The sequence below is a fragment of the Amphritea atlantica genome (genome assembly GCF_900111095.1).
Lineage (GTDB): Bacteria > Pseudomonadota > Gammaproteobacteria > Pseudomonadales > Balneatricaceae > Amphritea > Amphritea atlantica.
On record NZ_FOGB01000001.1, the window covers coordinates 68,756 to 92,350 of the forward strand.

The following is a 23,595-nucleotide window of genomic DNA, read 5'->3' on the forward strand; positions in this document are numbered from 1 at the left end:
ACATAACAATCGCATTCACACGGATAATTTGCTCTGCTGCGCGCCGCAAATTCCCGGTGATGCGTGGCGTTACATTGCAAATGGGAGATTCGTATGGAAGATGAATTAGATCCAGCTATCCAACAAGCAAGTGTAGAAAAAGAAGAACCTGCTATTGATAAAAGAGATACTGATTTAGAAGACCTTGCAAAAGTTGAGCTTACTAAGGCTACCATAAGTCAATCAATTGGAACTCTCATTTACCCCATAACAAGCGAGATAGCAAAGTTAGAAGTTAAGGGTATCAATAAAGTTAAAGAATTTAATCGCGATAGGAAAAAGGCAAAATTACTGAAAAAAAATCAAGGGGCTATAGAAGAAATACTTGAGAAAGCCGAAGAAGACTCTAGTAATTTAGATGCAATTGAGAAGATATATGATGCTGTAGAGAGTGCCATAGAGCAAGATATTGAGAATCCCGAAGTAGCAGAGCTGTGGAGCAACATCATTTCCAAGATAAAAAACGGAAATGTAGACGTAGAGATTCTAAAGGAAAAATTAACGCTATTAACTACTGCTGAAGCAAAGTTTCTAATTGAATTCTATCTAGATAAGCATGCAAACGTTAACGTAAATTCCGCAGTAGAAGCACTTTCATTTCGGTCTAGTAAGGACAAAGAATATCTTCGAAATAGAGAATTAGCTAAATCACTTAGTTCGAAAGGAATTCTTGAGCAATCGTTTCCAGTGGTAAGAACGATTTTGCTTGCTCTTATGCCAGTTTTTTTCTTCTTGCTAGCAGCAGAAGCTAACAGGGAATTATTCTCCAGTATGTCAATAAACGTTAGCTCAGCCAATAATGTAATTTTAATGGGTGTATTAGGCGTTATGATAGGCATTATGTTTCTCCCATTTATCAAACAAAGAACTTCTCTTACCTGGATTGGAGAAGAATTATGCAATGGTATCTCTAGTGAAAATCTTTAAATGTAACAAGCCATTGTAACGGACTCGGAAAAGCCCCTCGCCGTTAAATAGGGGCGTTAGATGCAAAAGGATAGCTCTATGGAAAAATATTGCATCATTTGCAGAGAAGAAAGCGATAACTTTTCTGATGAGCATGTAATCCCTGACGCCCTAGGTGGTTACTACCATATTTATACTGTTTGCAAAGAATGCAACTCTGATCTCGGTTCATCGGTTGACGCAAAGTTGGTTAATCATCAATTTGCAGAGTTCCAGAGATATTTGCTTGGTTTAACAGGTAAATCTAAAAAACTACCAAACCCATTCTCTGGCACGCACCATATTGCTGAAGACGTAAACAAAAAAATTCAACTTCGGCTTGGAGAGGACGGTAAGCCCACGCCCTACACCATTACCAATGTAAGCTATGAAGAATTAGAAACTGAAGGTGGCGGAACCAAAGTTAGTATATGTATTGATGCGTCGGATGAAAAAAAGCTAGATAGCATACTTGAGAAAATAGCGAAAAAATTGCAGGTACCAATAGAGCAGCTCGAAGGAATAGACCGCAGCGTTCAAACAGTCGAAAAACCAAACATTAAATGCTCGCTATCTATCGATCTGGCAGATTTTAAGATTGGGTTATTGAAAATTGCTTATGAATTCTCTGTGGACACAGTGGATGGGTATTTTTCGGATCCATCGGCTATAGAAATATCAGAAATTCTCAAAAATGCAAAATACGACTCAGTAGAGAAATTTGTTTCCATTGGAAGTGGTTTCGATCATCAAATATTTGATGGTTTACGTGATTATTTAGATTTTGAAAGTAAAAAACACTATCTCATAATTGTTGGTTCGCAAGATCATGGGTTAGTGTGCTTGGTTCACCTTCACGGGATGTTTTCAGTAGGTGTCCGCTTATCTAATTTACCTTATCCAGACAGCTTAGCGGTAATTGGTGTAAACGACATAGAAAAGAAGTCGTTCAGAAAGATACACCCAGAGCAGCTACTGCAAGAGGTTTTTGCACCTCCTGAGCTCAGATTTCAATACTATTTTCCAACAGAACACGCGGCTCAGGAATTCTTGGACCTGCAAACCTCTGAAGAATTTGGGTTTCATACAACGGAAGCAGGTCACCCCGTTTTTGATAGTCAAGGAAACCCTCTTGATTCAGACCTCTATTCAAAAATGAAGGAATCAGAGCATTTGGTAACCTCAGAGGCTTTAGAAGGAGGGGGTATAGCTCACACTTTCCCAATCCAAGATGAGCTATTCATAAAAATATTGCCCACAGGAAAGTTGGTGCAAGTAATAGCCGTCCGTGAAGAGCTGCGGCAGATTGCGAAGCTATGAATGGTTTGGCATCTAACAATTGCATTGAGAAGGACGCATTTTTCGCTACGCCCTTCGGGCTTCACTCCAAATGCGCCCCTCATGCAAGGCGTTAAGTGTCAAGGGAAGATATGAGCAAAGACCGCTATTACTACGATAGAATTACTATGGCTCTTGACGATCTCCTACGGTGCAAGCGATATTGTGAGGCGATGTTAAAGATTCCATTAGGAAAATTATTTTCCGTGATAAAAGGGCTTTGACCCCTTTAGTTGGCTTGTTTTAAGGCGGTTAAAGAGACTGAATGTGAACACCTGGGTTTGTTGTGGGCGGCAAGCTTGAGTTACTGGATCACAAAGCGTTCAACTGGGTTAACACGATGATTAGTAACGTTAAAAATTCACTTCGAGGTAGTTGCCATTCAATCGGAGCAAAGCATTTACCAAGACATCTGGCTGAATATTGTTTCCGTTTTAATCATCGCTTTGATCTGCCTGCAATGCTGCCCAAGCTTGGTCGTACCGCCGTCAGGACACCACCGATGCCATACCGACTCCTGAAGCTGGCTGAGCATTATGGGTAATCAGGTATTTTTATGTCAAAATGTCTAATCCGACAGTCTCGTTAGAAGTTAATAAGACCTTATGTTTAAGAGAGGATACTATGGAGTTTCTGAATAATGCGACCATAGCTGGAGTAATAGGTTCAATGCTAGCGTTTTTTTCAGCATTTGTGATGTATAAAATTAGTAAAAATTACGAAAGTAAAGAAAAAAAGAAAAATGTAGATAAAGAAGCTTTAAAAGACTTAAGAGAGTTGAAGAGATTTGTTTTGGATTCTCATGAGTATTTTAGGAAACTAATATTTAATAACTGCTTCAGCGGTTCAATGGAGCAGAATGGAAGCTCGTATTTGATGATGGAATCTACAATTTATCACCCGAGGAGAGACTTAATAAGTTGTGAATTAATAAGAAATTTCCCTTTTCACCAAGATTTACCTGATGGGTTCTATAAGATAGTTAAAGGGTATAACGCAGCTGTTGAAGAGCTGCTTAGTCAAAATGATCGCATAGAAAATGAATATACTGATGATTATGCTGGCATTAAACACATCATATTTCAGTTAGAAGCTATTCTTAATTACTCAAATGAAATTATTACTCATTGCGAGTGGTTTGAACTTAAATTCACTGATCGAAAAAAATATGAGGAGATTTCAAGTCAAACAAAGCCTTATTTTGAAGGTTATTACGGACTTTACTGTGCGCCATTAAAAGAAAAATTTAGAGGAGATAAAATAACCAAAGATATGCGTGATAGCTATCACGAAGCACGGAAAAATACAAATGATACGGGTATGTATATCTAACTCAAAGATAAGAATTTCTCTAAAAAGGCTATCAAGCCGACAGCTTTGGCTTCGCTTGGCTTTGTGCTTTGATAGCACAAGAACCCGTATCTAAAGGGTCAAAACTCTTTGATTGAAGTTTTCTCCGTGCCATAAGCGGACATTAAAAAGTCGGGATAACAATCTCTAAAGAGCATTTTGGTTTGTTCCTACTTATCTTGTTATTTACTATTTGAAACACAGTTAGATTAGCTATAGCTAACTATCAAAAAACTATTTTTTCCTCTATTAACCTATCAATAATAAGTCGAGTATATGTGGTTACATCCTGGCAGTTTGAAGTGCGATTGTTTAGCGTATTCAGCCAAGTATTGATCATAGTTTCAATCTCTATGCTATTATCAATATTAGAAAGATCGTCTCGAAGAGCGCTTGCCATGCCAGGCTTTATTGACTTTATGAACTCCGTTTGTCGCTTATCTAGATCGTTTCCGTCAATTTTTGACGCCAGCAAAGTTTTAATTAAAAAATCTCCATTGTCTAAAAAATGATGATAATAAGAAGAAGTACTGTACTCAGCATGATATTTCCCTAAGTAACCACAGATAAAATTCATCCGCGAAACCAAGATTAGCTTCTTGATACCCTCCTTCGGAAGGCTATAGGATACTACTTTATTTGAAGTGTAGTCTCCGCAACCAACTAGAGTGAACAATAGAAATACAGAACCAAGTAGGCGTATCCTAGACATGTATCCAAATCCTTTTAAAAATGTCATTGGTAAAATCTAGTCTATCATATGACTAATAAGATGTAGTCAATATTTTCATCCTCCTTCAATTGCTTTGCTCGAACCAATTTGTTTCCATAGTTTGTGGTTTACCCAAGTGTTGCAGAAATCAATCCGGTAGCTACGATATATTTTGGACTTCCTTTATTTCGACGGACATTAATGTACTCTAATTTAAAGCATAATTAATTTATAAGCGTATTAAGATAAAAAGTGTAAAATCTATCTGTTTAGCCTGGAGTTGACATTAATTAATCCGAAGGCATGTAATATTAAGTCGATATCTTTATTTAAAATGGAGTGGTAGTTATTGTTTTATTGTTTTTCTGAGCTTTCATGCTAAATAGGCAAGAAGTTCAAATATTAAAGTCACAAAAAAACTGTCTTATGGTTTGGGCTAGAATTTTTTGTCTTTAAGAGTATGACAGTCTCCTTTAAAATTAGAAATGACAACAGGATTTACCATTCCAGTAGGAAAAGAAAAGGTAGATCTAGAGGCTTCTCCTGTATAACGATTTATTGATAGTGAACTCATGATTACAAGATTTCCTAATTTATCCTTTGCAGTTTCTCCAAGAATGTATTCAGAGTCTGAAACATTGAGTTTTAGTTCGTATTTAGAATCACTATCTTTGGCTCCAAAAAATACACTAATATAAGTTAAATACTTACTTATTTTTAGTTTTTCTGGATTAAAAACAATCAAGTATTTCTGTGACCTACTTTCATTCAAAGTAGCAGGCATGAATTTTTCTGTGCCAGAGCATTGCAAGGTTATATCTTTGCCAAATAAAGTGGATGAGAAAAATATGCTAAGTGCTATTAAGAACTTAAGTTTCATTATCAGCCCCCCCCTTTATATGCTGTATAGCGTCATCATCTTATTTTATTGTACTAATTCTTTATAAACAATCTTAGATTATTCAGTATACTAAAAAAGGGAAAGATTTATTTTGTGCAGCAAGTTACGCCTGTCAGGCGCTATCGATTTTCATCCTATTTGCGCAAGCACTTTAATTCGAAGCCCTAACCGCTATTTCCGATGTTTTTTCTAGCAGTCGCGGAGCGACGTTCTAACCACTAGCCAGCCTCGTAGCGGCGATCTAGCCACTGCTTTTCCCATACCCCAACTGCTCTGATATCGCATTGCCCGCCTGAACCAGCTCCCCGATCCATTCATCCCGGCGGCGGTCTATCGGGGCCGAGAGGGATAGTCCGGCCACTGGCTGGTTGCTCTGATCGTAGATCAGTACGCCGATACAGCCAACACCGATCTCCGCTTCTTCATTATCCAGGGCATAGCCCCGTTGAGCTGATGTCAGACACTCTTCGGTCAGTGCTTCAAGGGAGTTAAAGGTATTACGGGTGTAGGCGGGCAGGTTGGTGCGCTGGGCATAACCGGCGATCTCCTGTTCGCCACTGATGCCCAGCATCAGTTTACCGACGCCGGTGACATGCAGCGGTGCCCGGCTGCCAACGATCTGTTGTACGTGCATCATGCGGTTGGGGGTGGCCTTTTCAAAGTAGATGACTACATCGCCTTCACGGATGGTGAGGTTGATGGTCTCGCCCAGCTTATCCCGCAGCTTTTCCATATAGGGCATCGCCACCGCCCGCAGGTCGATATCTGTATGCAGCCGATTACTCAGTTGCAATAACCGCTGTCCCAGTCGGTATTCACCGGCGCTGCTGCGCTCGACAAAACGGTTATCGATCAGCGAGTGAAGAATCCGGTGGGCGGTGGAGGGGTGTAGCCCGGCATCCGCACTCAGGACTTTCAGTTTCACCGGCTTTGAATAACGGGAGATAACATCTAGCAGCAGTGTGGCCCGGTCGATAACCTGAATCCGGGCTTCTGGTTTTGTATCTGACATAGAGATCTCCTGTTAAGGGCTGATGTATCGGCTTGATGCTTTTTATATTGTGCAATTTTTTATGAAATTACCACATAGCAACAATAAAAAACTGTATTTCATAATATGAAATTCTTAGTTTTCAACCATTTTCTCTATTTTATTCTTTTAATTTCAGTTAGTTAGTAAAAGTAAACGGGTAAATAATTAAAATTTCATAATATGGAATATTTGCATATTGCGGAAGTTAATCGTTCTTCTTATGGTGAATAACACTTAAGTCTTACTGCTTCAGACGATCCTGAGCAGAGTGCTTTTTTCTAACACTTATAAAGAGTATTCACCATGACAGATCAGAATCCTGTTTTTATACCCGGCCCGACCAATATTCCTGATCGGTTACGCAATGCGATGCATCTCCAGACCCGCGATCACCGCGCGCCGGATTTTGTTGAAACATTCGCTCCGGTACTGCGCGACTGCAAACGTGTTTTTGGTACTGAGACTGGTGAAGTGATTACCTTCCCGTCCAGTGGTACCGGCGGTTGGGAAGCCTCTATCTGTAACACCCTGTCAGCGGGTGACAAAGTACTGATCGCCCGCTACGGGATGTTTTCCCACCGCTGGATCGATCTCTGCCAGCGCCACAATCTCGATGTTCAGGTTATTGAGTGTGCCTGGGGCAGCGGTGCACCGGCAGATAAGTTTGCCGAGGTGTTGAGTGCCGACAATGGCCATGAGATTAAAGCGGTACTGGTAACCCACAATGAAACGGCGACCGGTGTTAAGAGTGATATCGCCGCCGTTCGTCAGGCGATGGATGCGTCGGGCCATCCGGCACTGCTGTTTGTTGATTGCGTTAGCTCACTGGCATCGATGCCGTTTGAGATGGATGCCTGGGGCGTTGATATTGCGGTTTCCGGTTCGCAGAAGGGCTTCATGCTGAATACCGGTATGGCCATTCTGGGGGTTAGCCAGAAGGCCCTGGCAGCGATGGAGACGGCGACTCTGACCCGCACCTTCTTCGATTTTCGCGACATGATGGCCGCGAATGCCAACGGTGGTTTCCCTTATACGCCTCCGTTGCAGCTGATCTATGGCATGAAAGAGAGTCTGGCGATGCTGTTTGAAGAGGGGCTGGAGAATGTCTATGCCCGTCATCACCGTCTGGCTGAAGGGGTGCGTAAAGCGGTTGACGCCTGGGGGCTGAAACTGTGTGCACAGTCGCCGGAGCTGTACTCCGATACGGTTAGCGCGATCTATGTACCGGAGGGTTTTGACAGCAACCAACTGACCGAACATGCCTTTAATGCCTACGGTGTTTCCTTCGGTATCGGTCTGGGAGAGATGAACGGTAAAGCGTTCCGCATCGGCCATCTGGGCTCACTGACTGACGTGATGGTGTTGTCGGGTCTGGCGACGATTGAGATGGCGATGGCGGATCTGAACTACCCGATCACGCTGGGCTCCGGGGTTGCCGCCGCACAGGAATATTTTCGTAAGACTGCCAGTAAGAACTGTGCCTGATGTTAATTTTTGAGGTATCCCATGACCGATATAACTGAACAGAAGATGACGATCCCCACCTATGATGATGTGCTGATCGCCCACGAACGGATTAAACCCTATATCCATGAAACGCCGGTACTGACCTCCCGTTTCCTCAATGAGCTGACCGGTGCAGAGTTGTTTTTTAAGTGTGAAAACCTGCAGAAGGCCGGGGCCTTTAAAGTACGCGGGGCATCCAATGCGGTGTTTGGCCTGACTGAAGCCGAGGCGGCGGTGGGCGTGGCAACTCACTCCTCCGGCAACCATGCGCTGTCGCTCTCCTATGCGGCGGGCCAGCGGGGCATTCCGGTGACGGTGGTCATGCCTCGCACCGCGCCTCAGGCGAAGAAGGATGCGGTGCGCGGCTATGGCGGCACCATCATTGAGTGCGAACCCTCAACCAGTTCCCGCGAAGCGGTGTTTGCCGAGGTGGTGGCTGAATCCGGGGCTGACTTTGTTCACCCCTATAACGATCCACGGGTTATTGCCGGACAGGCGACCTGCTCCAAAGAGTTGCTCAGTCAGGTGGATGACCTGGATGCGGTGATCGCTCCGATCGGTGGCGGTGGAATGATCTCCGGCACCTGTCTGACACTCTCCACCATCGCGCCCCAGGTGAAGATCTACGCCGCAGAACCGTTGAATGCGGACGATGCCGCCCGCTCTTTCCGGGCCGGTCATATTATTGCGGATGATGCTCCGGATACCGTCGCCGATGGCCTGAAAGTCCCGCTGAAAGACCTGACCTGGCACTTTGTCAGCAACCATGTCACCGACATTCTCACTGCCACCGAGGAGGAGATTGTCGAGGCGATGAAGCTGGTGTGGAAACGGATGAAGATTGTGATTGAACCCAGCAGCGCAGTGCCCCTGGCGACCATTCTGAAGAATCCGGAACTCTTCAGAGGCAAACGGGTAGGGGTCATTATTACCGGCGGAAATGTCGACCTCGACAAACTGCCATGGCTGAACAACTAAGAATTTTGACAGGAGAACACCAATGAATGCACAGAATGAATTGCACAATCTGGAAGTAGGGTACGACGTTCCGGCCATCCCGGGAATGGATGAAGCAGATATCCAGACACCCTGTCTGATTGTTGATCTGGACGCGCTGGAGAAGAATATCCGCACCATGGGGGATTACGCTAAGCAGATGGGCGTGCGCCACCGGGTGCACGGCAAGATGCATAAATCCGTTGATATCGCGTTGTTGCAGGAAAAGCTGGGCGAAAGTTGTGGCGTTTGCTGCCAGAAAGTGTCCGAGGCGGAAGTGTTTGCCCGTGGCGGTATTAAAGATGTACTTGTCTCGAATCAGGTGCGTGATCCGGCCAAGATCGACCGTATGGCGCGGTTGCCGAAACTGGGTGCCCGGACGATCTGTTGTGTTGATGACATTGAAAATGTCGCGGAACTCTCTGCTGCCGCGCAGAAGCATGGCACCCAGATTGAGTGTCTGGTTGAGATTGACTGTGGTGCCGGACGTTGTGGTGTGGCTGCGGGACAACCGGTGGTGGATATCGCTCAGGCGATTGATGCGGCTCCCGGTCTTAAGTTCGCGGGCATTCAGGCGTATCAGGGCGCGATGCAACATCTGCAGAACTACAACGAGCGCAAAGAGAAAGTGGATATCGCCATTGAGATGGTGGCCCGTTCGGTTGAGATGCTCAGAGCGGTTGGCCTGGAGTGCGACATCGTTGGCGGTGGTGGTACCGGTTCTTACTACTTTGAGGGTGCTTCCGGTGTGTATAACGAGTTGCAGTGTGGCTCTTACGCCTTTATGGATGCTGATTATCAGACCATCCATGATGAAAACGGTGAGCGGATCTCTGAGTTTGAAAACTCACTGTTTATCCTGACCTCCATCATGAGTCATGCGAAAGCGGATAAAGCGATCTGTGATGCCGGTCTGAAAGCGCAGTCGGTTGATAGTGGACTGCCCTACGTGTTTGGTCGCGATGATGTGGAGTATATCAAGTGCTCCGATGAACACGGGGTGATCTCCGATCCCAATGGCGCACTGAAAGTTAATCAGAAGATCCGCCTGGTGCCGGGACACTGCGATCCCACCTGTAACGTTCACGATTACTATGTGGGTGTGCGTAACGGTAAGGTTGAGACGCTGTGGCCAGTCTCCGCCCGTGGTAAGGCGTATTAATAAAGCGGTCTTATTAATCTCATCTTTACGGTAGCTGCCCGTCCGGGCGCTACCGGTTATCCGAATAAGGAGAATATCTATGGGTGGTTCTATTGAAGAACGTAGTTTTGAAGAGCTTTCTCCGGTTGATGCAGGCGCAGGAATATCCCTGGTATCTGAAGCGGTATGTGAACAGGTGGTGGGTCGTCCTGAAGCCTTCACTGCTGTTGAAAGCGTGTTTGCTGCGATGGCCAGCGGTGCTGCCTATAACTTTCCCGTGGTGCGGGAAGCGATCGGCCACGCGGATGCCCTCTATGGGTTCAAGTCCGGTTTCGATCGTGCCGGGATGGTACTGGGGGTTAAATCCGGCGGCTACTGGCCGGGCAACGTTGATAAAAACCTGACCAACCATCAGTCCACCGTGATTCTGTTTGATCCGGATACCGGCCAACTGCGGTCGCTGGTGGGAGGCAACTATCTGACGGCGGTACGCACCGCTGCCGCGTCGGCGGTGTCTATCGCTCATCTGGCGCGTAAAGATGCCCGGGTGCTGGGGATGGTGGGTGCCGGACATCAGTCAACCTTCCAGTTGCGGGCCGCTCTTGAACAGCGCAACTTTGAAAAAGTGGTTGCCTGGAACCCCCACCCGGAATACCTGTCCCGACTGGCTGCCGTGTGTGAAGAGCTGGGTATGCCGTTTGCCGCCGTCGAGCGGGAACAACTGGGCGCCGAGGCGGATGTTATTATCACTATCACCTCAGCGTTTGAACCGTTGCTCATGAAGCAGTGGATTAAACCGGGAACCCATATCGCCTGCATGGGCACCGATACCAAAGGTAAGCAGGAGGTTGATCCTGAACTGCTGGCATCAGCCTCCGTCTTTACCGATGAGGTGGCGCAATCGATCAGTATCGGTGAAGCGCAGCATGCCGTCGCGTCCGGGTTGCTGAATGAAGCCGATATCACGCCGATAGGTGAGGTGATTAATGGCACCCATCCGGGTCGTCGGGATGATCTTGAGATCACCCTGTTTGATGGCACCGGGGTCGGTCTGCAGGATCTGGCCGTCGCTTCTGCAGCAGTCGAGCTTGCACAAGCCAAAGGGCTGGCGGGACAGGTCTCTTTGTAACTGAGCACTTTATAAACAAGCTTTTTATAACTGAGCTGACTGCCCTGAGCAGATCTAGTCTCTCCCGCTGAGCACCCCTTCCGACGGACGGGGTGTTTTATTGGTTAATCCTCTTTGTATTACAGGTATCCATGATGGCTTCTGTTGCGCGATTACGACTGCGTCAGCTGCTGGACAACCAGCAGTGTGTGACCTGCGCGTCTGTGTTTGATCCCCTGTCTTCAAGAATGGCGGATGATATTGGTTTTCAGGTTGGCATACTGGGTGGCTCAGTGGCCTCGCTGATGTCGCTGGGTGTGCCGGATATCTATCTGCTGACCCTGAGTGAGCTGGCAGAGCAGGCGCGCCGGGTGTGTCTGGCATCCGACCTGCCAGTGATTGTCGATGGTGATAATGGCTATGGTAACGCCCTCAATGTGATGCGAACGGTGTCTGAGCTGGAACATGCCGGCGCGGCGGTGATCACTATCGAAGATACGGTGATTCCCAGACCTTATAAACAACCGGAGCTGAACCTCAGTACGGTGGAAGAGGGATGCAGTAAATTACAGGCCGCGCTGCAAGCCCGTAACGATGCTGATATGGCGATCTTTGCCCGCACTCATGCACAGCAACCCCATCGGGATCTGCTGCAACGGGTGGATGCCTATAGTCGCACGGGTGTTGATGGTATCTGCATTTTTGGCCAGATCTCCAAGGCGCTGCTGGTACAGCTTAACCGGGTGACTGATCTGCCATTGATGCTGATCGATTATGCAGAGACGACGGTTTCAGCAGAAGAGATGATGCAGCTGGGGGTAAGGATCCACTTCAGGGGGCATCGCACCTATGAAGACTCCGTTAAGGCGATCTATCAGTCACTGCTGCAACTGTATAACAGCGATTTTCCCAGCCGCGAAATGGCTAACAGCCGCAATGGTAAACAGCTGATTGGCCGGTTTGCTCAACAACAGAGATTCAATGCGATCTGCAATGACTACCTCAACCCCTCCCATGGGTAATGGAGTCGTTTGAAGGGGGGTTAACGGATCAGCAGATCCAACAGGGCCGACGGTTCATTAATCAGATAATCGCAGTCACTGCTATGCAGCTCCCCGGCTTCGCCATAACCCCAGCTAACCGCCACCGAATTAAGACCATGGGCCCGGGCCGCCCGGATATCGCTCGCTCTGTCGCCGATCATCCAGTGACGGCTGTAGGGCCTGGGGTGCTCTTTGATCAACTCTCCCAGATGCTCAGTTTTATCACTTTTAGCGCCGTTGAGTTCACTACCGTGAACCCCCTCAAACAGTTTAGCCAGCTGTGCATCCTCAAGTAGCCACTCAGCCTGCGGCTGGGGTTTAACTGTCAGCACCCGCAACCGCAGCCCGGCATCTGAAAGCTGTTGTAGCAGATCCCTGATACCGGGATAAACCTGATAGTTGCGAATCCCCTGTTGCAGATAATGCTGGCGAAAGCGGATCACTGCATCCTCAATCAGCGCCTTCTCAGTGCTGTTCATCAGTCGGGCAAAGCTATCGCGAATAGGTGGGCCAAAGCAGCGCTGTAGCTGCTCAGGGTCGGCCTGTGGATACCCCAGACCGGAGAGGGCGCTCTGGATCGATTCGGCTATTCCCCGTTGAGAATCGAGGAGGGTGCCATCGAGATCAAAAAACAGCGTTTTCATGGCGTTTATATTTATCTATCCGGTTACAGAGTGTGAGTTGATTATTGTACACAATTTTAAAGATCGTTGTTCGATGTCCGAACGCTACGCTTGTCCGAAGTGCGGCATTGGGCTGAATCGCTGCAGGATGCAGCTCCTACGAGGGCGTTATTCGGGGGCCGGGTCCGAACGCTGCGCTTGTTCGCAGTCCGGAAAATGCAGGTTGGTTGTCTCGTTTGTAGGAGCCGCTTTCAGCGGCGATATTGGGTGCAGGCATTGGGCCAAATCGCTGCAAGATGCAGCTCCTACGAGGGCGTTATTCGGGGTCCGGGGTTCGAGCGCTGCGCTTGTCCGCAGTCGGAAAGAGCAGAGGGGGTGGCATCTTTTGTAGGAGCCGCTTCCAGCGGCGACATTGGGTGCGGCATTGGGCTCAATCGCTGCAGGATGCAGCTCCTACCAGGGCGTTATTCGGGGGCCGGGGTCCGAACGCTGCGCTTGTCCGAGGTCGGAAAGAGCAGAGGGGGTGGCATCTTTTGTAGGAGCCGCTTCCAGCGGCGATAGAATCGCTTTTGTAGGAGACGCGCTAGCATGCCCTCCGGGTACCTCGCGGCGATAGTCTGAACAGGCATTGGGCCAAATCGCTGCAGGATGCAGCTCCTACGGGGGCGTTATTCGGGGGCCGGGTCCGAACGCTGCGCTTGTCCGCAGTCCGGAAAATGCAGGGTGGTTGTCTCGTTTGTAGGAGGCGCGCCCTCGCGGCGATATTGGGTGCAGGCAATAAGCTCAATCGCTGCAGGATGCAGCTCCTACGGGGGCGTTATTTGAGGTCCGAGGTACGGAAAAGCACAAAAAAAAGACCGTCAGCGTCCTGACAGTCTTAAACCCTCGCAGAGGGGAGTCAACAAGAATCTTACCGACAATGATAGGTTGCCGGTGAAGACACAGCACCCGGACCTGTGAAGCCTGAGATCAGCGATCACTGGTTTCAGGGCCGTAATGCTGTTGCTATTGTGGTTAATCCTGACTTTTTGGTCAACTTGTTGTCAGATAATCCCGTTTCATAATATGGCAACAATATATATTATTATTTGTATACAATACTTTGGTCTGAATGTAAGTTTTATCTATATATTCGTTTTGTCTACCGCTGAGTGAGGGTTGCCCACAGCGCCGAACGATCAGATTTCTCAATTAATAAAATTAACAATTCAGAGGTAACACTGATGGTCAGACTAAATCTGGAAAATTCGATCACCATAATCCAGGCGGCATTCAATAAAAGCCGCGAGCTGAATACTTCGCCATTGACCGTGGCGATTCTGGACAGTGCGGGCAGGCTGATCTCGCTGCAGCGTCAGGACGGTTCCAGTATGCTGCGGCCGGATATTGCGATAGGTAAGGCCTGGGGGGCGGTAGCGATGGGTAAATCCTCCCGTGATCTGGGCCGGGATGCGCTGGAACGTCCCGCCTTTATCTCATCGTTAACGACGCTGGCGCAGGGGCATCTGGTACCGGTAGCCGGTGGTGTGCTGGTGCGCAACAGCGAAAATGAGGTGGTTGGTGCTGTGGGAGTCAGTGGTGATCTGTCCGATGTGGATGAGCTGTGTGCCATCACCGGCATTCAGGCCGCCGGGCTGATCGCGGATGCCGGGGCTATCTAGCGTATAGTCGTTTATTAAGACAGATAAAGCCTCCGATCAGACCTCCAGTCAATCGGGGGCTTTTTGCTATTCAGGCTGTATGCTTTTAACCCCACAGCCTTTCAGTATCAGCCGGGTGAGTTGCTCTGCGGCGGTGTCGTAGTCAGCCTGACTCATCTTATCTTTACCGGTCACCCGGGATATCTGCCAGTCAAAATCGGCATAGGTCTGGGTGGCCGCCCAGATGGTGAACAGCAGATGATGGGGGTCTACCGGATCGATCAGCTGGCGTTTGACCCAGGACGCTATTCTGTTACTGCTGACCCTGGTCTGCTCCATCATCTGTTCAGCAATATCCTCAGGCAGATGGGGAGCACCATGCATAATCTCACTGGCAAACACCTTCGAGGCGTGGGGGTGCTGTTGCGACACCCGGATTTTGGCGCGGATATATTGTTCCAGCACGGTGGCCGGATCATCGTTCTCGTAAAACGGTGTGGCTGCCTGCAACAGGGGATCAATAACGCTTTCAACAACGCTGCGGTAGAGGTTTTTTTTACTCTTGAAGTAGTAGTAAACGTTGGCTTTGGGGAGGCCCGCATGGTTGGCTATATCCATGGTTTTCGTCGCGGCGTAACCCCGGGCGGCAAAAATTTCACTGGCAGCCTGAATAATCAGCTCCCGGTTACGGTCCCCTATTTTAGCCATCGGCTTACCTTATCCTGTCTTATTCTTTAACCGTGATGGTCAACTGCGGGGCCATGTTATCACCCGCACTGAACCCGGCTCAACCGTGTTATTGCGAAAATGAAAAAGCCCTGTCGGTTAACAGGGCTTTTTAGCAGAATGTAGCAAACGGATTGTGACGCTGACTACTTTGTCAACGCGCCCTGAGCGATCCAGGTGCCCAGCAGATCCCGTTCCTGCGGCGTCATCTGGGTGATATTACCCAGCGGCATCGCCTGGGTGGTAATCGCCTGCGCCTGAATCCGCGGAGCCAGCATCTGGATCTGTTGCGGATTATCCATGATGACCCCGAGAGGTGCGGCGGTAAAACCGGCAAAGGTCGGTGTGGCCGAATGGCACACGGAACAGCGCTCATCGATGATCTGCTTCACCTGTGTAAAGCTGACCTGGGTGGTGGATGTTTCAGCGGTTTTCGGTGCGGTGACAAACGCCAGTGCGATCATCCCCAGCGCCGCCGCGGGAAGGGTCCAGACAAATTTCTGGCTTTCGTGACGGGTGTTAAAGTAGTGGCGCACCAGCACACTCAGTATCGCTAAGCCCGCCAGAATCGCCCAGTTATACTCAAAGCTGTAAGTGCTGGGGAAGTGGTTGCTGATCATAATAAACAGCACCGGCAGGGTGAAGTAGTTGTTGTGCCGGGAGCGCAGTAAGCCTTTAGCTGGCAGCGCAGGATCAGGCTCGCGCCCTGCATTAATTGCCCCCACCAGATCACTCTGAGCCGGCATAATGATAAAGAATACGTTGCCCACCATGATGGTGCCGATAATAGCGCCGATATGGATGAATGCCGCGCGGCCACTGAATACATGAGTGAAGCCCCAGGCAGCAGCAACCAGCAGAACAAACAGAACCAGGCCCAGCAGTGCGGGTTGCTTACCCAGGGGGGAATCACACAGGGTGGTATAGATAAACCAGCCCGCCACCAGACTGCCGACACTGATGCCGATGGCGGCAGCCGAGCTGAGGTCTGAACCGGGCGCTACCAGATAGAGTTGTGCATTGAGGTAATACACCACCGCCAGCAGGGTAAAGCCAGACAGGAAGGTCGCGTAGGCTTCCCATTTAAACCAGTGCAACTGCTCCGGCATTTTTGGCGGAGCCAGTTTGTATTTTTCCAGATGGTAGATGCCGCCTCCGTGGATAGCCCACAGATCGCCGGACAGACCTTCACGGGGGTTACTCCGGTCCAGGTGGTTCTCCAGCCAGACGAAATAGAAGGACGCGCCGATCCAGGCGATACCGGTAATCATATGTACCCAGCGTACCGCCAGGTTTAACCATTCAGTGATATGGGGATCCATGGTTTACTCCTCATATAGTGACACTCATAGCTTTCGCTAAAGGCCAAAGTGTTAATGTTCTTGTTGTGCTCTGGTCGCTATTGGCTGTTCTCAAGGGCTATTTTCAAGGACTGTTCTCAAGGACTGTTCTCAAGGACTATCTCAGTGTCTTCAGCAAAGAAATATTCATCGCAGTTATTGCCCTCACCCTCACGGTCGACCACCAGAAAGTCATCTTCGGGCACGCAACTTAACACCGGGTGATGCCAGACGCCGGGGTGGTAATTGATCCCCTGGCTGCCATCGGTGATAAAAGCCCTGATATTGGCAGGCTCTGGCACTTCGCCGGGTTCTGCAACAATAATCAGAAACGGGTTCTGCTTCAGGGGAATAAACGCCTGACTACCAAACGGATGCCGCTCCAGCAGTTTCACCCGCAACGGCATTGCCAGCCCCTGAGCGCGGAAGATACTGATAATCCCCCGGTCGTCCGGCTTGCCCAGCATCACTTCAGCCAGTCGGTGGAAACGCTGGGTAGAGCCGTTGTTGATCATGAAAAAATCACGATCCCGGGTCTCAATCACCGTGCCATAGGGGGCGAATGCGGTGGCGGTCAGCGGTTCCGGTGTTAGCGTCAGCCTGGTTTGTTCAGTCATTTAAAGCACCTTAGTCCTTAGTTCTCAGTCCGTAGCTCTTAGTCAGAAATATGGCCAAACAGTCTCAGTCGGCTGATGCCGCCGTCCGGGAAGATATTCAACCGGATATGGGTGATCGGCCCCAGCGCGTTGATCTGCTCACTGAACTCATGTTCCTGATGCATCTCCAGTTTTTGCGAGGGCAGTAACTCTTTCCAGAACAGGCTCTGGGTTTCGATCTGCTCATCGGTGCCGCCTTTAACGTAGGCGGCCTGAATGGAGCAGCTGTCCGGGTAGTTGCCCTTAAAGTGCAGGGTGTCCACCACGATGCGGCTGATCTCGCCTGGATGTCCCAGGGCCACGATTACCCAGTCATTTCCCGGTGTCCGGCGGCGGGCGGTTTCCCAGCCATCGCCCATATTAACCCCTCGTCCCGGGTTAAGAATGTTGCTCATCCTGCCGAAGTGTTCGTCACTACAGGCCAGCGCCCGGCCACCGTTGAGGGAGGACGCCAGATCGATCTCCTGCTCGCTGCCAATCTCAGACCAGTTCAGGTAGGGAGTGCCATACACCCGTAAACGGGCAACACCGCCATCCGGAAAGATATTAAAGCGGATATGGGTCCAGGGCTTATCATTATTAATGGCGTGCAGGTGGTGGCTATTGCCATTCAGGCTGACGGCACTCAGGAGTTCGGTCCACTCGGCATCTTCAGCTGGATCTCCGTCCTGACAGAAGCAGGCTTCCAGTGAGGCTGAAGGCGGGTAGTTGCCGGTGAAGAACGAGGTATCGATATCGACGCCGCTGATCACACCGGGTACGCCGAGGCGGATGATGGTGTAGTCATAGCCTTCAAAACGCTTACGGCGGGATTCCCAGCCATCCATCCATTTGCCATTGTCGTCAAAAACACCCTCTTTCCAGACGGGGGCTTCGGGTTGTAGCATCCGGTCGACGGCGGCAAACCAGTCGTCGGTTACAAAAATTGCCTTGCTGCCCAGACGGGCGTCAGCCAGGTTGATCTGTTTCTCAAATGTTGTTGTCATTATTTTACTCATCTAGCGTAAATTGGTTACATAGCTTCCAGTCGGAACTGCGCTATTTTGTTGATTTCCTGTAATGCCCGGCTGAACTCCTGCTCGGGACTGTTATGGATGCGCTCTTCAAAGGCCGCCAGAATCTGGTGCCGGTTGCTGCCCTTGACCGCCATAATGAACGGAAAACCAAATTTCGCTTTATACGCATCATTCAGCTGGGTAAAACGGGCGAACTCTTCGGCGGTGCACTCACTGATGCCCGCACCGGCCTGTTCTGACGTTGAAGATTCGGTCAGCTCACCCGCAATAGCGGCTTTTCCGGCCAGGTCCGGGTGAGCATTGATCAGATCCAGCTGAGATTGTTTATCAGACTCGAGCAAGATCTTTGCCATCCGTCCATGCAGAGCCTCTATCTCATCACAACGGCTATCGATTCCCTGATCAAAGACCTGCTCAGCAACCCAGGCCGAATGCTCATAGATGTCGCCAAAGGTACTGACAAAGCTTTCGCGGCTCATCTGGCTTGGGGTGCAGCTTTGAAACTGAGCGTGACTCATGATGCGCTCTCCGGGTTAAAGGGGTGTTCGGCGTACCAGTGTTTGGCAATGTCGATGCGGCGACTGAACCACACCTGCTCATGGCTCTGGGCATATTGGATAAACCGTTCCAGTGCTGCGATCCGGGCCGGACGACCGATAAGACGGCAGTGCAGACCGATAGAGAGCATTTTTGGTGCATCGGCGCCCTCTGCGTACAGGGTGTCGAAACTGTCTTTCAGATACTGATAGAACTGTTCGCCACTATTAAAGCCCTGTTGTGTGGCAAAGCGCATATCGTTGGTGTCCAGTGTATAAGGGATCACCAGATGGCCCTTGCCCTGATTATTGACCCAGTAGGGCAGGTCATCGTCATAGGCATCGGAGTCATACATAAAGCCGCCTTCCTCCATCACCAGCTTACGGGTGTTGGGGCTGTTGCGACCGGTGTACCAGCCCTGCGGCCGCTCACCGGTCACCTGAGTGATGATATCGATGGCGCGCATCAGATGATCACGCTCTTCCGACTCATCAAAATACTGATAGTCGATCCAGCGATAACCGTGGCTGCAGATCTCATGGCCGGCCTCGACCATCGCTTTTGCCACCTCCGGGTGACGCTCAATCGCCATCGCCACAGCAAAGATCGTCAGGGGGATCTCGTATTTACTAAACAGTTTTAACAGACGCCAGACACCGGCACGGCTGCCATATTCATAACAGGACTCCATACTCATATGGCGCACACCGGGCAGCGGCTGTGCCCCCGGCATCTCTGACAGAAACGCCTCGGACTCGCTGTCACCATGCAGAATGCAGCGCTCGCCCCCCTCTTCGTAGTTAAGAACAAATGATATAGCGATACGGGCCTCACCAGGCCAGCGGGGATGGGGCGGATTGCTGCCATATCCGATCAGATCACGGGGATAGTCATTGTTCACAGGGGCACTCCTTAACGAAACGGTAAGCATCTATTGGACTAAATAATGGATCAATCCAAACTGGTATGCAATCATTGTATACAATATTTTTTAAAAGTAACAAGCGAAAATAGGCAGTAAATTCCAGGTTAGCCCGGGTGGATCTCCACTAAAACCGATGCTACACCTTTAAGATCAATGGTTTCAGGGTTTGATTTCAGAATGTGATATTACTCAGATAATAATGTATACAATAAATTAAAAAATTGTCTTTAACTGTGGTTTTGGCTGTTCTATAGTGTAGCTATCTTCAGATCAGTTTAGTCCGGTCTGCCGAACGTAAGTCGCAAACGTTTAACTATGCAAAGCGTAAGTATAAAAGAGAGGATGAATAACTTATGGGTTATCTGACAACACATGTGCTGGACTCAGCCCACGGCTGTCCTGGCAGTGACATACCTGTCGCGCTCTACCGTATCAGCGATACCCGCCGCGAACTGCTGCATACCACCCTGACCAATGATGATGGCCGCTGTGACCAGCCGGTGCTGGAAGGAGCTGATTTTAAAAAGGGCGTCTACGAACTGGTCTTCAGTGTTGGCAGTTATTACCGCAAACGGGGTGTCGAACTACCAGAACCCGCCTTCCTTGATGATGTGGTACTGCGCTTTGGTATTGCCGATGAAGAGGAGCACTACCATGTTCCACTGCTGATCTCGCCTTACAGCTATTCGACGTATCGCGGGTCTTAACTGCAGTCGCTAGACGTCGCTTCGCGACTGCCAGACGCGGCTTCGCCGCTTGCTAGTTGTTAGAAAAAGCGTTTCAAAAGCTGTAGCTCGTTGTTCGTTGCTCGAAAAAGCGGGGGTTGGTAATTGTAGCAACGACGCTAGCATGCCCTCTGGGTATTGTAGGAGCTGTGGGAGCGACGCTAGCATGCCCTCTGGGTACCTCGTCGCGATTGGTATTACTGCCGCACTTATTATTAAAGGGACTCAACCACACAATTAATCAACCCACTGTTGCGCTCGTTCCCATGCTCCGGCGTGGGAATGCATACCCTGATACCACGCCGATGATACTCTTTGATCCCCTGTGTTTTCTACGCCAGAACGACTTTCAGAGATCAAAGGTTAACCACAGAGAACACAGAGGTCACAGAGAAAGGGCGACCTTTTACATCTGTCTTTCTGTAAATTTCATGCTGTCATATCCCCGATCAATTTCTTACGTGCTTCTTACACACAGGCGGAGCAACTTCTGTAAAAATTAAAGCCTACCTATAACGGTTTTTTCTAATACAGAGGTTAGCTATGAAATACTTCCTGAACGTTCATCACTTATATACCAGCCTGGCGCTGATATTCATGTTGCACGGCGGCACTGTTCACGCGAATACTGCCCCCATCGACGATGGTTATCTTAATCCGGTGGAAGATCTACGTTACTATATGGAACAGCTTGAGCGTTTGCCCGAAAGATTAGGGGTGATCTGCTGGGCAGCTTATGAGGTTCATAAAGAGGGTAAACATGAGAGTGCGATGACCCTGCTTAATGCTTGTGCTGACCGAGGCCTGGTTGCCTCAATGTTAATGCTCTCAAATTTTTATGAGGACGGCGTGCTTAATACAGGTGAACTACCTGAAGTTGCGACGTTATGGTTAAAGCGTGCGGCAGACACTGGCGATAGCCGGGGGCAGTATTATTATGGCCTGGCGCTGTTACGGGGTTACGGCCATAGCAGAAATGAAACACTCGGCCGGCAATGGATAGAACTGGCTGCCAGACAAGGGTTTCCAGATGCCGTAGAGGCGTATGAGCAGTGGAGATAATGTGCTAAGTCGGTTGATTAGCAGCACTGGCCGGTATGCTGGGTTGCTTATCGGTATCGCCGTTCTGATTCCGTTTATGCTGGTCGTTGGACTGGGTATTCATGGTTATCGGGCGCTGGACGAGCTGCATAAGGGCGAGTTGTTCGATAAGACTACGGCAGAGTCCAGGCTGTTACAGAGTTTATTATCCAGGCAGGTTGATGCCCTGGCCTTATCGCATCAGACCGCGGTGCGCAGTGCGATACTGGATGATAAATATGGAGATTTAAGTTCTCTGGCCACTAATAGCCCCCTGATTGAACTGGTATCTGTGTATACCGACGATGGTATTCTCTACCCGGATTCTGGCCTCGCACTGACGTTTTTTGATAAAACGTTACTGGACGATGTGAAAACAGACATTATCTCTGCACATGATCAATTACAGCGTCGCTCAGCTAATCAGACAGTGGATGTCTGGCTGGCGGTAACCACTTCAATTGGTCCTGCATATCTTTACTGTTGGCGGGGGCAGCCAGGTATGACCCTATGTGTGTTGTCGACAGCTAAAGTGGTACATGATTGGGTGTGGGATAGCGATGAACTCAGAGTGCTGAGCCATGACTTTAAAATTGAGGACAGCTTTAGTCAGTTGCAGGCCGCTCCTGATACTCCGCCCAAGGTGCAGTACACCTTCAAAAAACTCGGGTTGATCATTACGCCGCAACTTAAAGTTGCACCGCAGGAAACTGCCTCTGCTCGCTGGTTATTTCTCGCGATGGTGCTGCCGCTGCTGGGGCTGAGCTGCGCTGTCTCCTACCTGGTTTACCGGCATTACAAAGTGCAGGTCTCGCGGGCGGAACGCTGCTTAGTTGTACTCAGGATATTGCCCACGAACTCAGAACTCCTCTGGGTAATATCAATTTGTATGTCGGTCTCATGCTGCGCTCCGAAGAACAATCAGATAAAGAACGTTATCAATTGATTGTTGATAACGAGATGCTGCGTATTTCTCAGATCATCGATAATGCCACAGCACTCATGCGTGGAAAACCAGTAGACCCGTGGCAGTATTTGTCACCGGCAACCCATTTACAGTCGCTATATCAGCAGTATCAGCTCCGGTTGACGTCAACGGGCTGTCAGCTTTGTGTACAAACGACACTCAATGATAAGTACTGGTATCCAAAACTCGCGGTTGAGTTAGTGTTACTGAATCTGCTCGACAACGCGCGTAAGTATGCTCCCGGACATCTGGTTACAATGGCGGCAGGACTGGAGGACAACGAATTGTTCTTCTCGGTAAATAACTGCAGGCAGCAAGCGGTTGATAGCCCCTATGCTATCGCCCCTGCCGGGCTGGGCCTTGGCTTGCAAACCTGTCAGCGACTCGCAGCTCAATTTGATGGTCGACTGGATATGAAAATGACAGACTCCGGCCGTCACTATAAGCTTTATCTGCCCATACTGAAGCGAGATCCCCCATGTTAACTGTGCTGATTGTTGAAGATGACTCTCTGACCACTTTGGGCTTAAAAGAGCTTTTGACACTTGAGGGTTATCGTTGCCTGTGCTTTGACACGGCAGAACACGCCTGGCAAGCCTGTCAGCAGTCGAAACCGGATCTCTGTATTCTGGATCGGAATTTACCGGGCATGTCGGGTGACGAACTCTGTAAAAGGCTGCGAAGTCACTGGCCGACACTGCCGATTCTGATGTTATCTGCCAAGGGCTCTGAACCTGAACGTATTGAAGGACTCGCGCTGGGTGTGGATGATTATGTCAGCAAACCTTACAGTGTGAATGAACTGTTAGCTCGCATCGAGGCGATGGTGAGAAGAATACCCCTGTATAAAAGCTGTGAACCGATCTCCGGATTCTGGATGCGTGATCTGTATGTTGATGTTGGTGGTTTAAGGGCGGTGCGTGAGGGTAATTCAGTGGAATTAACCCCCAGAGAGCTATCTATTCTGCGCTTATTGTATGAATCAGAGGGCAATGTGGTAAGCCGGGATATGCTGTTTAACGAGTGCTGGGGACGCGATTACTTTCCCAATAGCCGGGCGCTTGATCAATCTATTGCGGTGCTAAGGGGGAAAATTGAAACAGATCAGAAGGTTCCCGAGATTATTAAAACCGCACGGGGTTCTGGCTATCGTTATGAGGCATGAAGGGCTTACAAAAAACTTACCTTCTACTTACTCAAAACTGACCTAACAACAGCGCGCACTTATTACGCTACATAGAAACCGTA

Annotated in this window: 24 protein-coding genes and 1 pseudogene; 15 read left to right on the forward strand and 10 right to left on the reverse strand. The window is 49.2% G+C overall.

The window, feature by feature from the left end; translation table 11 throughout:
* The first annotated feature begins 93 nt into the window (after nt 1-93).
* The 4 genes and pseudogenes from BMY09_RS00330 to BMY09_RS00345 all read left to right on the forward strand — a co-directional run bounded on the left by BMY09_RS00330 (nt 94) and on the right by BMY09_RS00345 (nt 3,654).
* The gene (locus BMY09_RS00330; RefSeq protein ID WP_091352413.1) at nt 94-966 is read left to right on the forward strand and encodes a hypothetical protein; all 873 of its coding nucleotides are present in this window, start codon (nt 94-96) and stop codon (nt 964-966) included.
* Nucleotides 967-1,026: 60 nt separating this feature from the next.
* Nucleotides 1,027-2,304, forward strand: coding sequence for an HNH endonuclease (locus tag BMY09_RS00335; protein ID WP_091352416.1), 1,278 nt, complete (start codon nt 1,027-1,029; stop codon nt 2,302-2,304).
* 251 nt (nt 2,305-2,555) lie between these two features.
* Nucleotides 2,556-2,866: pseudogene (locus BMY09_RS00340) on the forward strand (transposase); the annotation flags it as partial.
* An 80-nt stretch (nt 2,867-2,946) separates the two neighbouring features.
* Entirely contained in the window at nt 2,947-3,654 is a 708-nt protein-coding gene (locus BMY09_RS00345) for a hypothetical protein (protein ID WP_091352420.1), read from the forward strand.
* 244 nt (nt 3,655-3,898) lie between these two features.
* On the opposite strand, the gene BMY09_RS00350 is transcribed toward BMY09_RS00345, so the two are convergent.
* The 3 genes from BMY09_RS00350 to BMY09_RS00360 all read right to left on the reverse strand — a co-directional run bounded on the left by BMY09_RS00350 (nt 3,899) and on the right by BMY09_RS00360 (nt 6,297).
* Nucleotides 3,899-4,384 (reverse strand): hypothetical protein, encoded by a 486-nt coding sequence (locus BMY09_RS00350; protein ID WP_091352423.1) that lies wholly within the window; start codon nt 4,382-4,384, stop codon nt 3,899-3,901.
* 436 nt (nt 4,385-4,820) lie between these two features.
* A complete protein-coding gene (locus BMY09_RS00355; protein ID WP_091352426.1) occupies nt 4,821-5,264 on the reverse strand; it encodes a hypothetical protein in 444 nt (147 codons plus the stop codon).
* A gap of 262 nt (nt 5,265-5,526) precedes the next feature.
* Nucleotides 5,527-6,297: an IclR family transcriptional regulator gene (locus BMY09_RS00360; protein WP_091352428.1), complete on the reverse strand. Its 771-nt coding sequence runs from the start codon at nt 6,295-6,297 to the stop codon at nt 5,527-5,529.
* Nucleotides 6,298-6,621: 324 nt separating this feature from the next.
* On the opposite strand from BMY09_RS00360, the gene bhcA reads away from it, so the two are divergent.
* From bhcA to BMY09_RS00385, 5 genes are all read left to right on the forward strand, one after another.
* Nucleotides 6,622-7,803 carry an L-aspartate--glyoxylate aminotransferase BhcA gene (bhcA, locus tag BMY09_RS00365; RefSeq protein ID WP_091352431.1) on the forward strand — a complete coding sequence of 394 codons (1,182 nt, stop codon included), beginning with the start codon at nt 6,622-6,624 and terminating at the stop codon, nt 7,801-7,803.
* Nucleotides 7,804-7,824: 21 nt separating this feature from the next.
* Entirely contained in the window at nt 7,825-8,802 is a 978-nt protein-coding gene (gene bhcB, locus BMY09_RS00370; protein WP_091352434.1) for a beta-hydroxyaspartate dehydratase BhcB, read from the forward strand.
* Between the two features lie 22 nt (nt 8,803-8,824).
* Nucleotides 8,825-9,982, forward strand: coding sequence for a 3-hydroxy-D-aspartate aldolase BhcC (bhcC, locus tag BMY09_RS00375; protein WP_091352438.1), 1,158 nt, complete (start codon nt 8,825-8,827; stop codon nt 9,980-9,982).
* Nucleotides 9,983-10,061: 79 nt separating this feature from the next.
* Complete coding sequence (gene bhcD, locus BMY09_RS00380; protein ID WP_091352440.1) at nt 10,062-11,090, forward strand: iminosuccinate reductase BhcD; 1,029 nt, start codon at nt 10,062-10,064, stop codon at nt 11,088-11,090.
* Nucleotides 11,091-11,224: 134 nt separating this feature from the next.
* The gene (locus BMY09_RS00385; RefSeq protein ID WP_175483410.1) at nt 11,225-12,091 is read left to right on the forward strand and encodes an isocitrate lyase/PEP mutase family protein; all 867 of its coding nucleotides are present in this window, start codon (nt 11,225-11,227) and stop codon (nt 12,089-12,091) included.
* 20 nt (nt 12,092-12,111) lie between these two features.
* Here the strand turns inward: BMY09_RS00385 and BMY09_RS00390 are convergent, their stop codons facing one another.
* On the reverse strand, nt 12,112-12,756 hold the full coding sequence (locus tag BMY09_RS00390) for an HAD hydrolase-like protein (protein ID WP_091352445.1): 645 nt from the start codon (nt 12,754-12,756) through the stop codon (nt 12,112-12,114).
* Between the two features lie 1,202 nt (nt 12,757-13,958).
* Here BMY09_RS00390 and BMY09_RS00395 point away from each other — a divergent pair.
* Entirely contained in the window at nt 13,959-14,396 is a 438-nt protein-coding gene (locus tag BMY09_RS00395) for a GlcG/HbpS family heme-binding protein (RefSeq protein WP_091352447.1), read from the forward strand.
* Nucleotides 14,397-14,462: 66 nt separating this feature from the next.
* Here the strand turns inward: BMY09_RS00395 and BMY09_RS00400 are convergent, their stop codons facing one another.
* From BMY09_RS00400 to puuE, 6 genes are all read right to left on the reverse strand, one after another.
* Nucleotides 14,463-15,083, reverse strand: coding sequence for a TetR/AcrR family transcriptional regulator (locus BMY09_RS00400; protein ID WP_091352450.1), 621 nt, complete (start codon nt 15,081-15,083; stop codon nt 14,463-14,465).
* Between the two features lie 164 nt (nt 15,084-15,247).
* Nucleotides 15,248-16,423 carry a urate hydroxylase PuuD gene (locus BMY09_RS00405; protein WP_091352452.1) on the reverse strand — a complete coding sequence of 392 codons (1,176 nt, stop codon included), beginning with the start codon at nt 16,421-16,423 and terminating at the stop codon, nt 15,248-15,250.
* 116 nt (nt 16,424-16,539) lie between these two features.
* Complete coding sequence (locus tag BMY09_RS00410; protein WP_091352455.1) at nt 16,540-17,058, reverse strand: ureidoglycolate lyase; 519 nt, start codon at nt 17,056-17,058, stop codon at nt 16,540-16,542.
* A 38-nt stretch (nt 17,059-17,096) separates the two neighbouring features.
* Nucleotides 17,097-18,083 carry an allantoicase gene (gene alc / locus BMY09_RS00415; protein WP_091352459.1) on the reverse strand — a complete coding sequence of 329 codons (987 nt, stop codon included), beginning with the start codon at nt 18,081-18,083 and terminating at the stop codon, nt 17,097-17,099.
* Nucleotides 18,084-18,109: 26 nt separating this feature from the next.
* Nucleotides 18,110-18,631 carry a 2-oxo-4-hydroxy-4-carboxy-5-ureidoimidazoline decarboxylase gene (uraD, locus tag BMY09_RS00420; RefSeq protein ID WP_091352462.1) on the reverse strand — a complete coding sequence of 174 codons (522 nt, stop codon included), beginning with the start codon at nt 18,629-18,631 and terminating at the stop codon, nt 18,110-18,112.
* Nucleotides 18,628-19,581 (reverse strand): allantoinase PuuE, encoded by a 954-nt coding sequence (gene puuE, locus BMY09_RS00425; protein WP_217647365.1) that lies wholly within the window; start codon nt 19,579-19,581, stop codon nt 18,628-18,630. The genes uraD and puuE overlap by 4 nt, the downstream gene beginning before the upstream one ends.
* A 347-nt stretch (nt 19,582-19,928) precedes the next feature.
* Here puuE and uraH point away from each other — a divergent pair, with 347 nt between their 5' ends.
* From uraH to BMY09_RS00445, 5 genes are all read left to right on the forward strand, one after another.
* On the forward strand, nt 19,929-20,282 hold the full coding sequence (gene uraH, locus BMY09_RS00430) for a hydroxyisourate hydrolase (RefSeq protein WP_091352468.1): 354 nt from the start codon (nt 19,929-19,931) through the stop codon (nt 20,280-20,282).
* A gap of 561 nt (nt 20,283-20,843) precedes the next feature.
* Nucleotides 20,844-21,362, forward strand: coding sequence for a tetratricopeptide repeat protein (locus BMY09_RS00435; protein ID WP_091352469.1), 519 nt, complete (start codon nt 20,844-20,846; stop codon nt 21,360-21,362).
* On the forward strand, nt 21,346-22,326 hold the full coding sequence (locus BMY09_RS22300; protein WP_245756467.1) for a hypothetical protein: 981 nt from the start codon (nt 21,346-21,348) through the stop codon (nt 22,324-22,326). Before BMY09_RS00435 ends, BMY09_RS22300 begins: the two co-directional genes overlap by 17 nt.
* On the forward strand, nt 22,266-22,832 hold the full coding sequence (locus BMY09_RS00440; protein WP_245756468.1) for a sensor histidine kinase: 567 nt from the start codon (nt 22,266-22,268) through the stop codon (nt 22,830-22,832). Before BMY09_RS22300 ends, BMY09_RS00440 begins: the two co-directional genes overlap by 61 nt.
* Nucleotides 22,826-23,512, forward strand: coding sequence for a response regulator transcription factor (locus BMY09_RS00445; protein ID WP_091352474.1), 687 nt, complete (start codon nt 22,826-22,828; stop codon nt 23,510-23,512). The genes BMY09_RS00440 and BMY09_RS00445 overlap by 7 nt, the downstream gene beginning before the upstream one ends.
* The last annotated feature ends 83 nt before the right edge of the window (nt 23,513-23,595 follow it).

Bases quoted from the DNA above. Each gene is read 5' to 3' on its own strand.
- puuE (WP_217647365.1), bottom strand. From the start codon at position 19,581: ATGCTTACCGTTTCGTTAAGGAGTGCCCCTGTGAACAATGACTATCCC.
- uraH (WP_091352468.1), top strand. From the start codon at position 19,929: ATGGGTTATCTGACAACACATGTGCTGGACTCAGCCCACGGCTGTCCT.
- BMY09_RS00335 (WP_091352416.1), top strand. From the start codon at position 1,027: ATGCAAAAGGATAGCTCTATGGAAAAATATTGCATCATTTGCAGAGAA.
- BMY09_RS00355 (WP_091352426.1), bottom strand. From the start codon at position 5,264: ATGAAACTTAAGTTCTTAATAGCACTTAGCATATTTTTCTCATCCACT.
- alc (WP_091352459.1), bottom strand. From the start codon at position 18,083: ATGACAACAACATTTGAGAAACAGATCAACCTGGCTGACGCCCGTCTG.
- bhcD (WP_091352440.1), top strand. From the start codon at position 10,062: ATGGGTGGTTCTATTGAAGAACGTAGTTTTGAAGAGCTTTCTCCGGTT.
- BMY09_RS00385 (WP_175483410.1), top strand. From the start codon at position 11,225: ATGGCTTCTGTTGCGCGATTACGACTGCGTCAGCTGCTGGACAACCAG.
- bhcB (WP_091352434.1), top strand. From the start codon at position 7,825: ATGACCGATATAACTGAACAGAAGATGACGATCCCCACCTATGATGAT.
- BMY09_RS00395 (WP_091352447.1), top strand. From the start codon at position 13,959: ATGGTCAGACTAAATCTGGAAAATTCGATCACCATAATCCAGGCGGCA.
- bhcA (WP_091352431.1), top strand. From the start codon at position 6,622: ATGACAGATCAGAATCCTGTTTTTATACCCGGCCCGACCAATATTCCT.
- BMY09_RS00435 (WP_091352469.1), top strand. From the start codon at position 20,844: ATGAAATACTTCCTGAACGTTCATCACTTATATACCAGCCTGGCGCTG.
- BMY09_RS00390 (WP_091352445.1), bottom strand. From the start codon at position 12,756: ATGAAAACGCTGTTTTTTGATCTCGATGGCACCCTCCTCGATTCTCAA.
- BMY09_RS00345 (WP_091352420.1), top strand. From the start codon at position 2,947: ATGGAGTTTCTGAATAATGCGACCATAGCTGGAGTAATAGGTTCAATG.
- uraD (WP_091352462.1), bottom strand. From the start codon at position 18,631: ATGAGTCACGCTCAGTTTCAAAGCTGCACCCCAAGCCAGATGAGCCGC.
- bhcC (WP_091352438.1), top strand. From the start codon at position 8,825: ATGAATGCACAGAATGAATTGCACAATCTGGAAGTAGGGTACGACGTT.
- BMY09_RS00400 (WP_091352450.1), bottom strand. From the start codon at position 15,083: ATGGCTAAAATAGGGGACCGTAACCGGGAGCTGATTATTCAGGCTGCC.
- BMY09_RS00350 (WP_091352423.1), bottom strand. From the start codon at position 4,384: ATGTCTAGGATACGCCTACTTGGTTCTGTATTTCTATTGTTCACTCTA.
- BMY09_RS00410 (WP_091352455.1), bottom strand. From the start codon at position 17,058: ATGACTGAACAAACCAGGCTGACGCTAACACCGGAACCGCTGACCGCC.
- BMY09_RS00330 (WP_091352413.1), top strand. From the start codon at position 94: ATGGAAGATGAATTAGATCCAGCTATCCAACAAGCAAGTGTAGAAAAA.
- BMY09_RS00360 (WP_091352428.1), bottom strand. From the start codon at position 6,297: ATGTCAGATACAAAACCAGAAGCCCGGATTCAGGTTATCGACCGGGCC.
- BMY09_RS00405 (WP_091352452.1), bottom strand. From the start codon at position 16,423: ATGGATCCCCATATCACTGAATGGTTAAACCTGGCGGTACGCTGGGTA.
- BMY09_RS00445 (WP_091352474.1), top strand. From the start codon at position 22,826: ATGTTAACTGTGCTGATTGTTGAAGATGACTCTCTGACCACTTTGGGC.
- BMY09_RS22300 (WP_245756467.1), top strand. From the start codon at position 21,346: ATGAGCAGTGGAGATAATGTGCTAAGTCGGTTGATTAGCAGCACTGGC.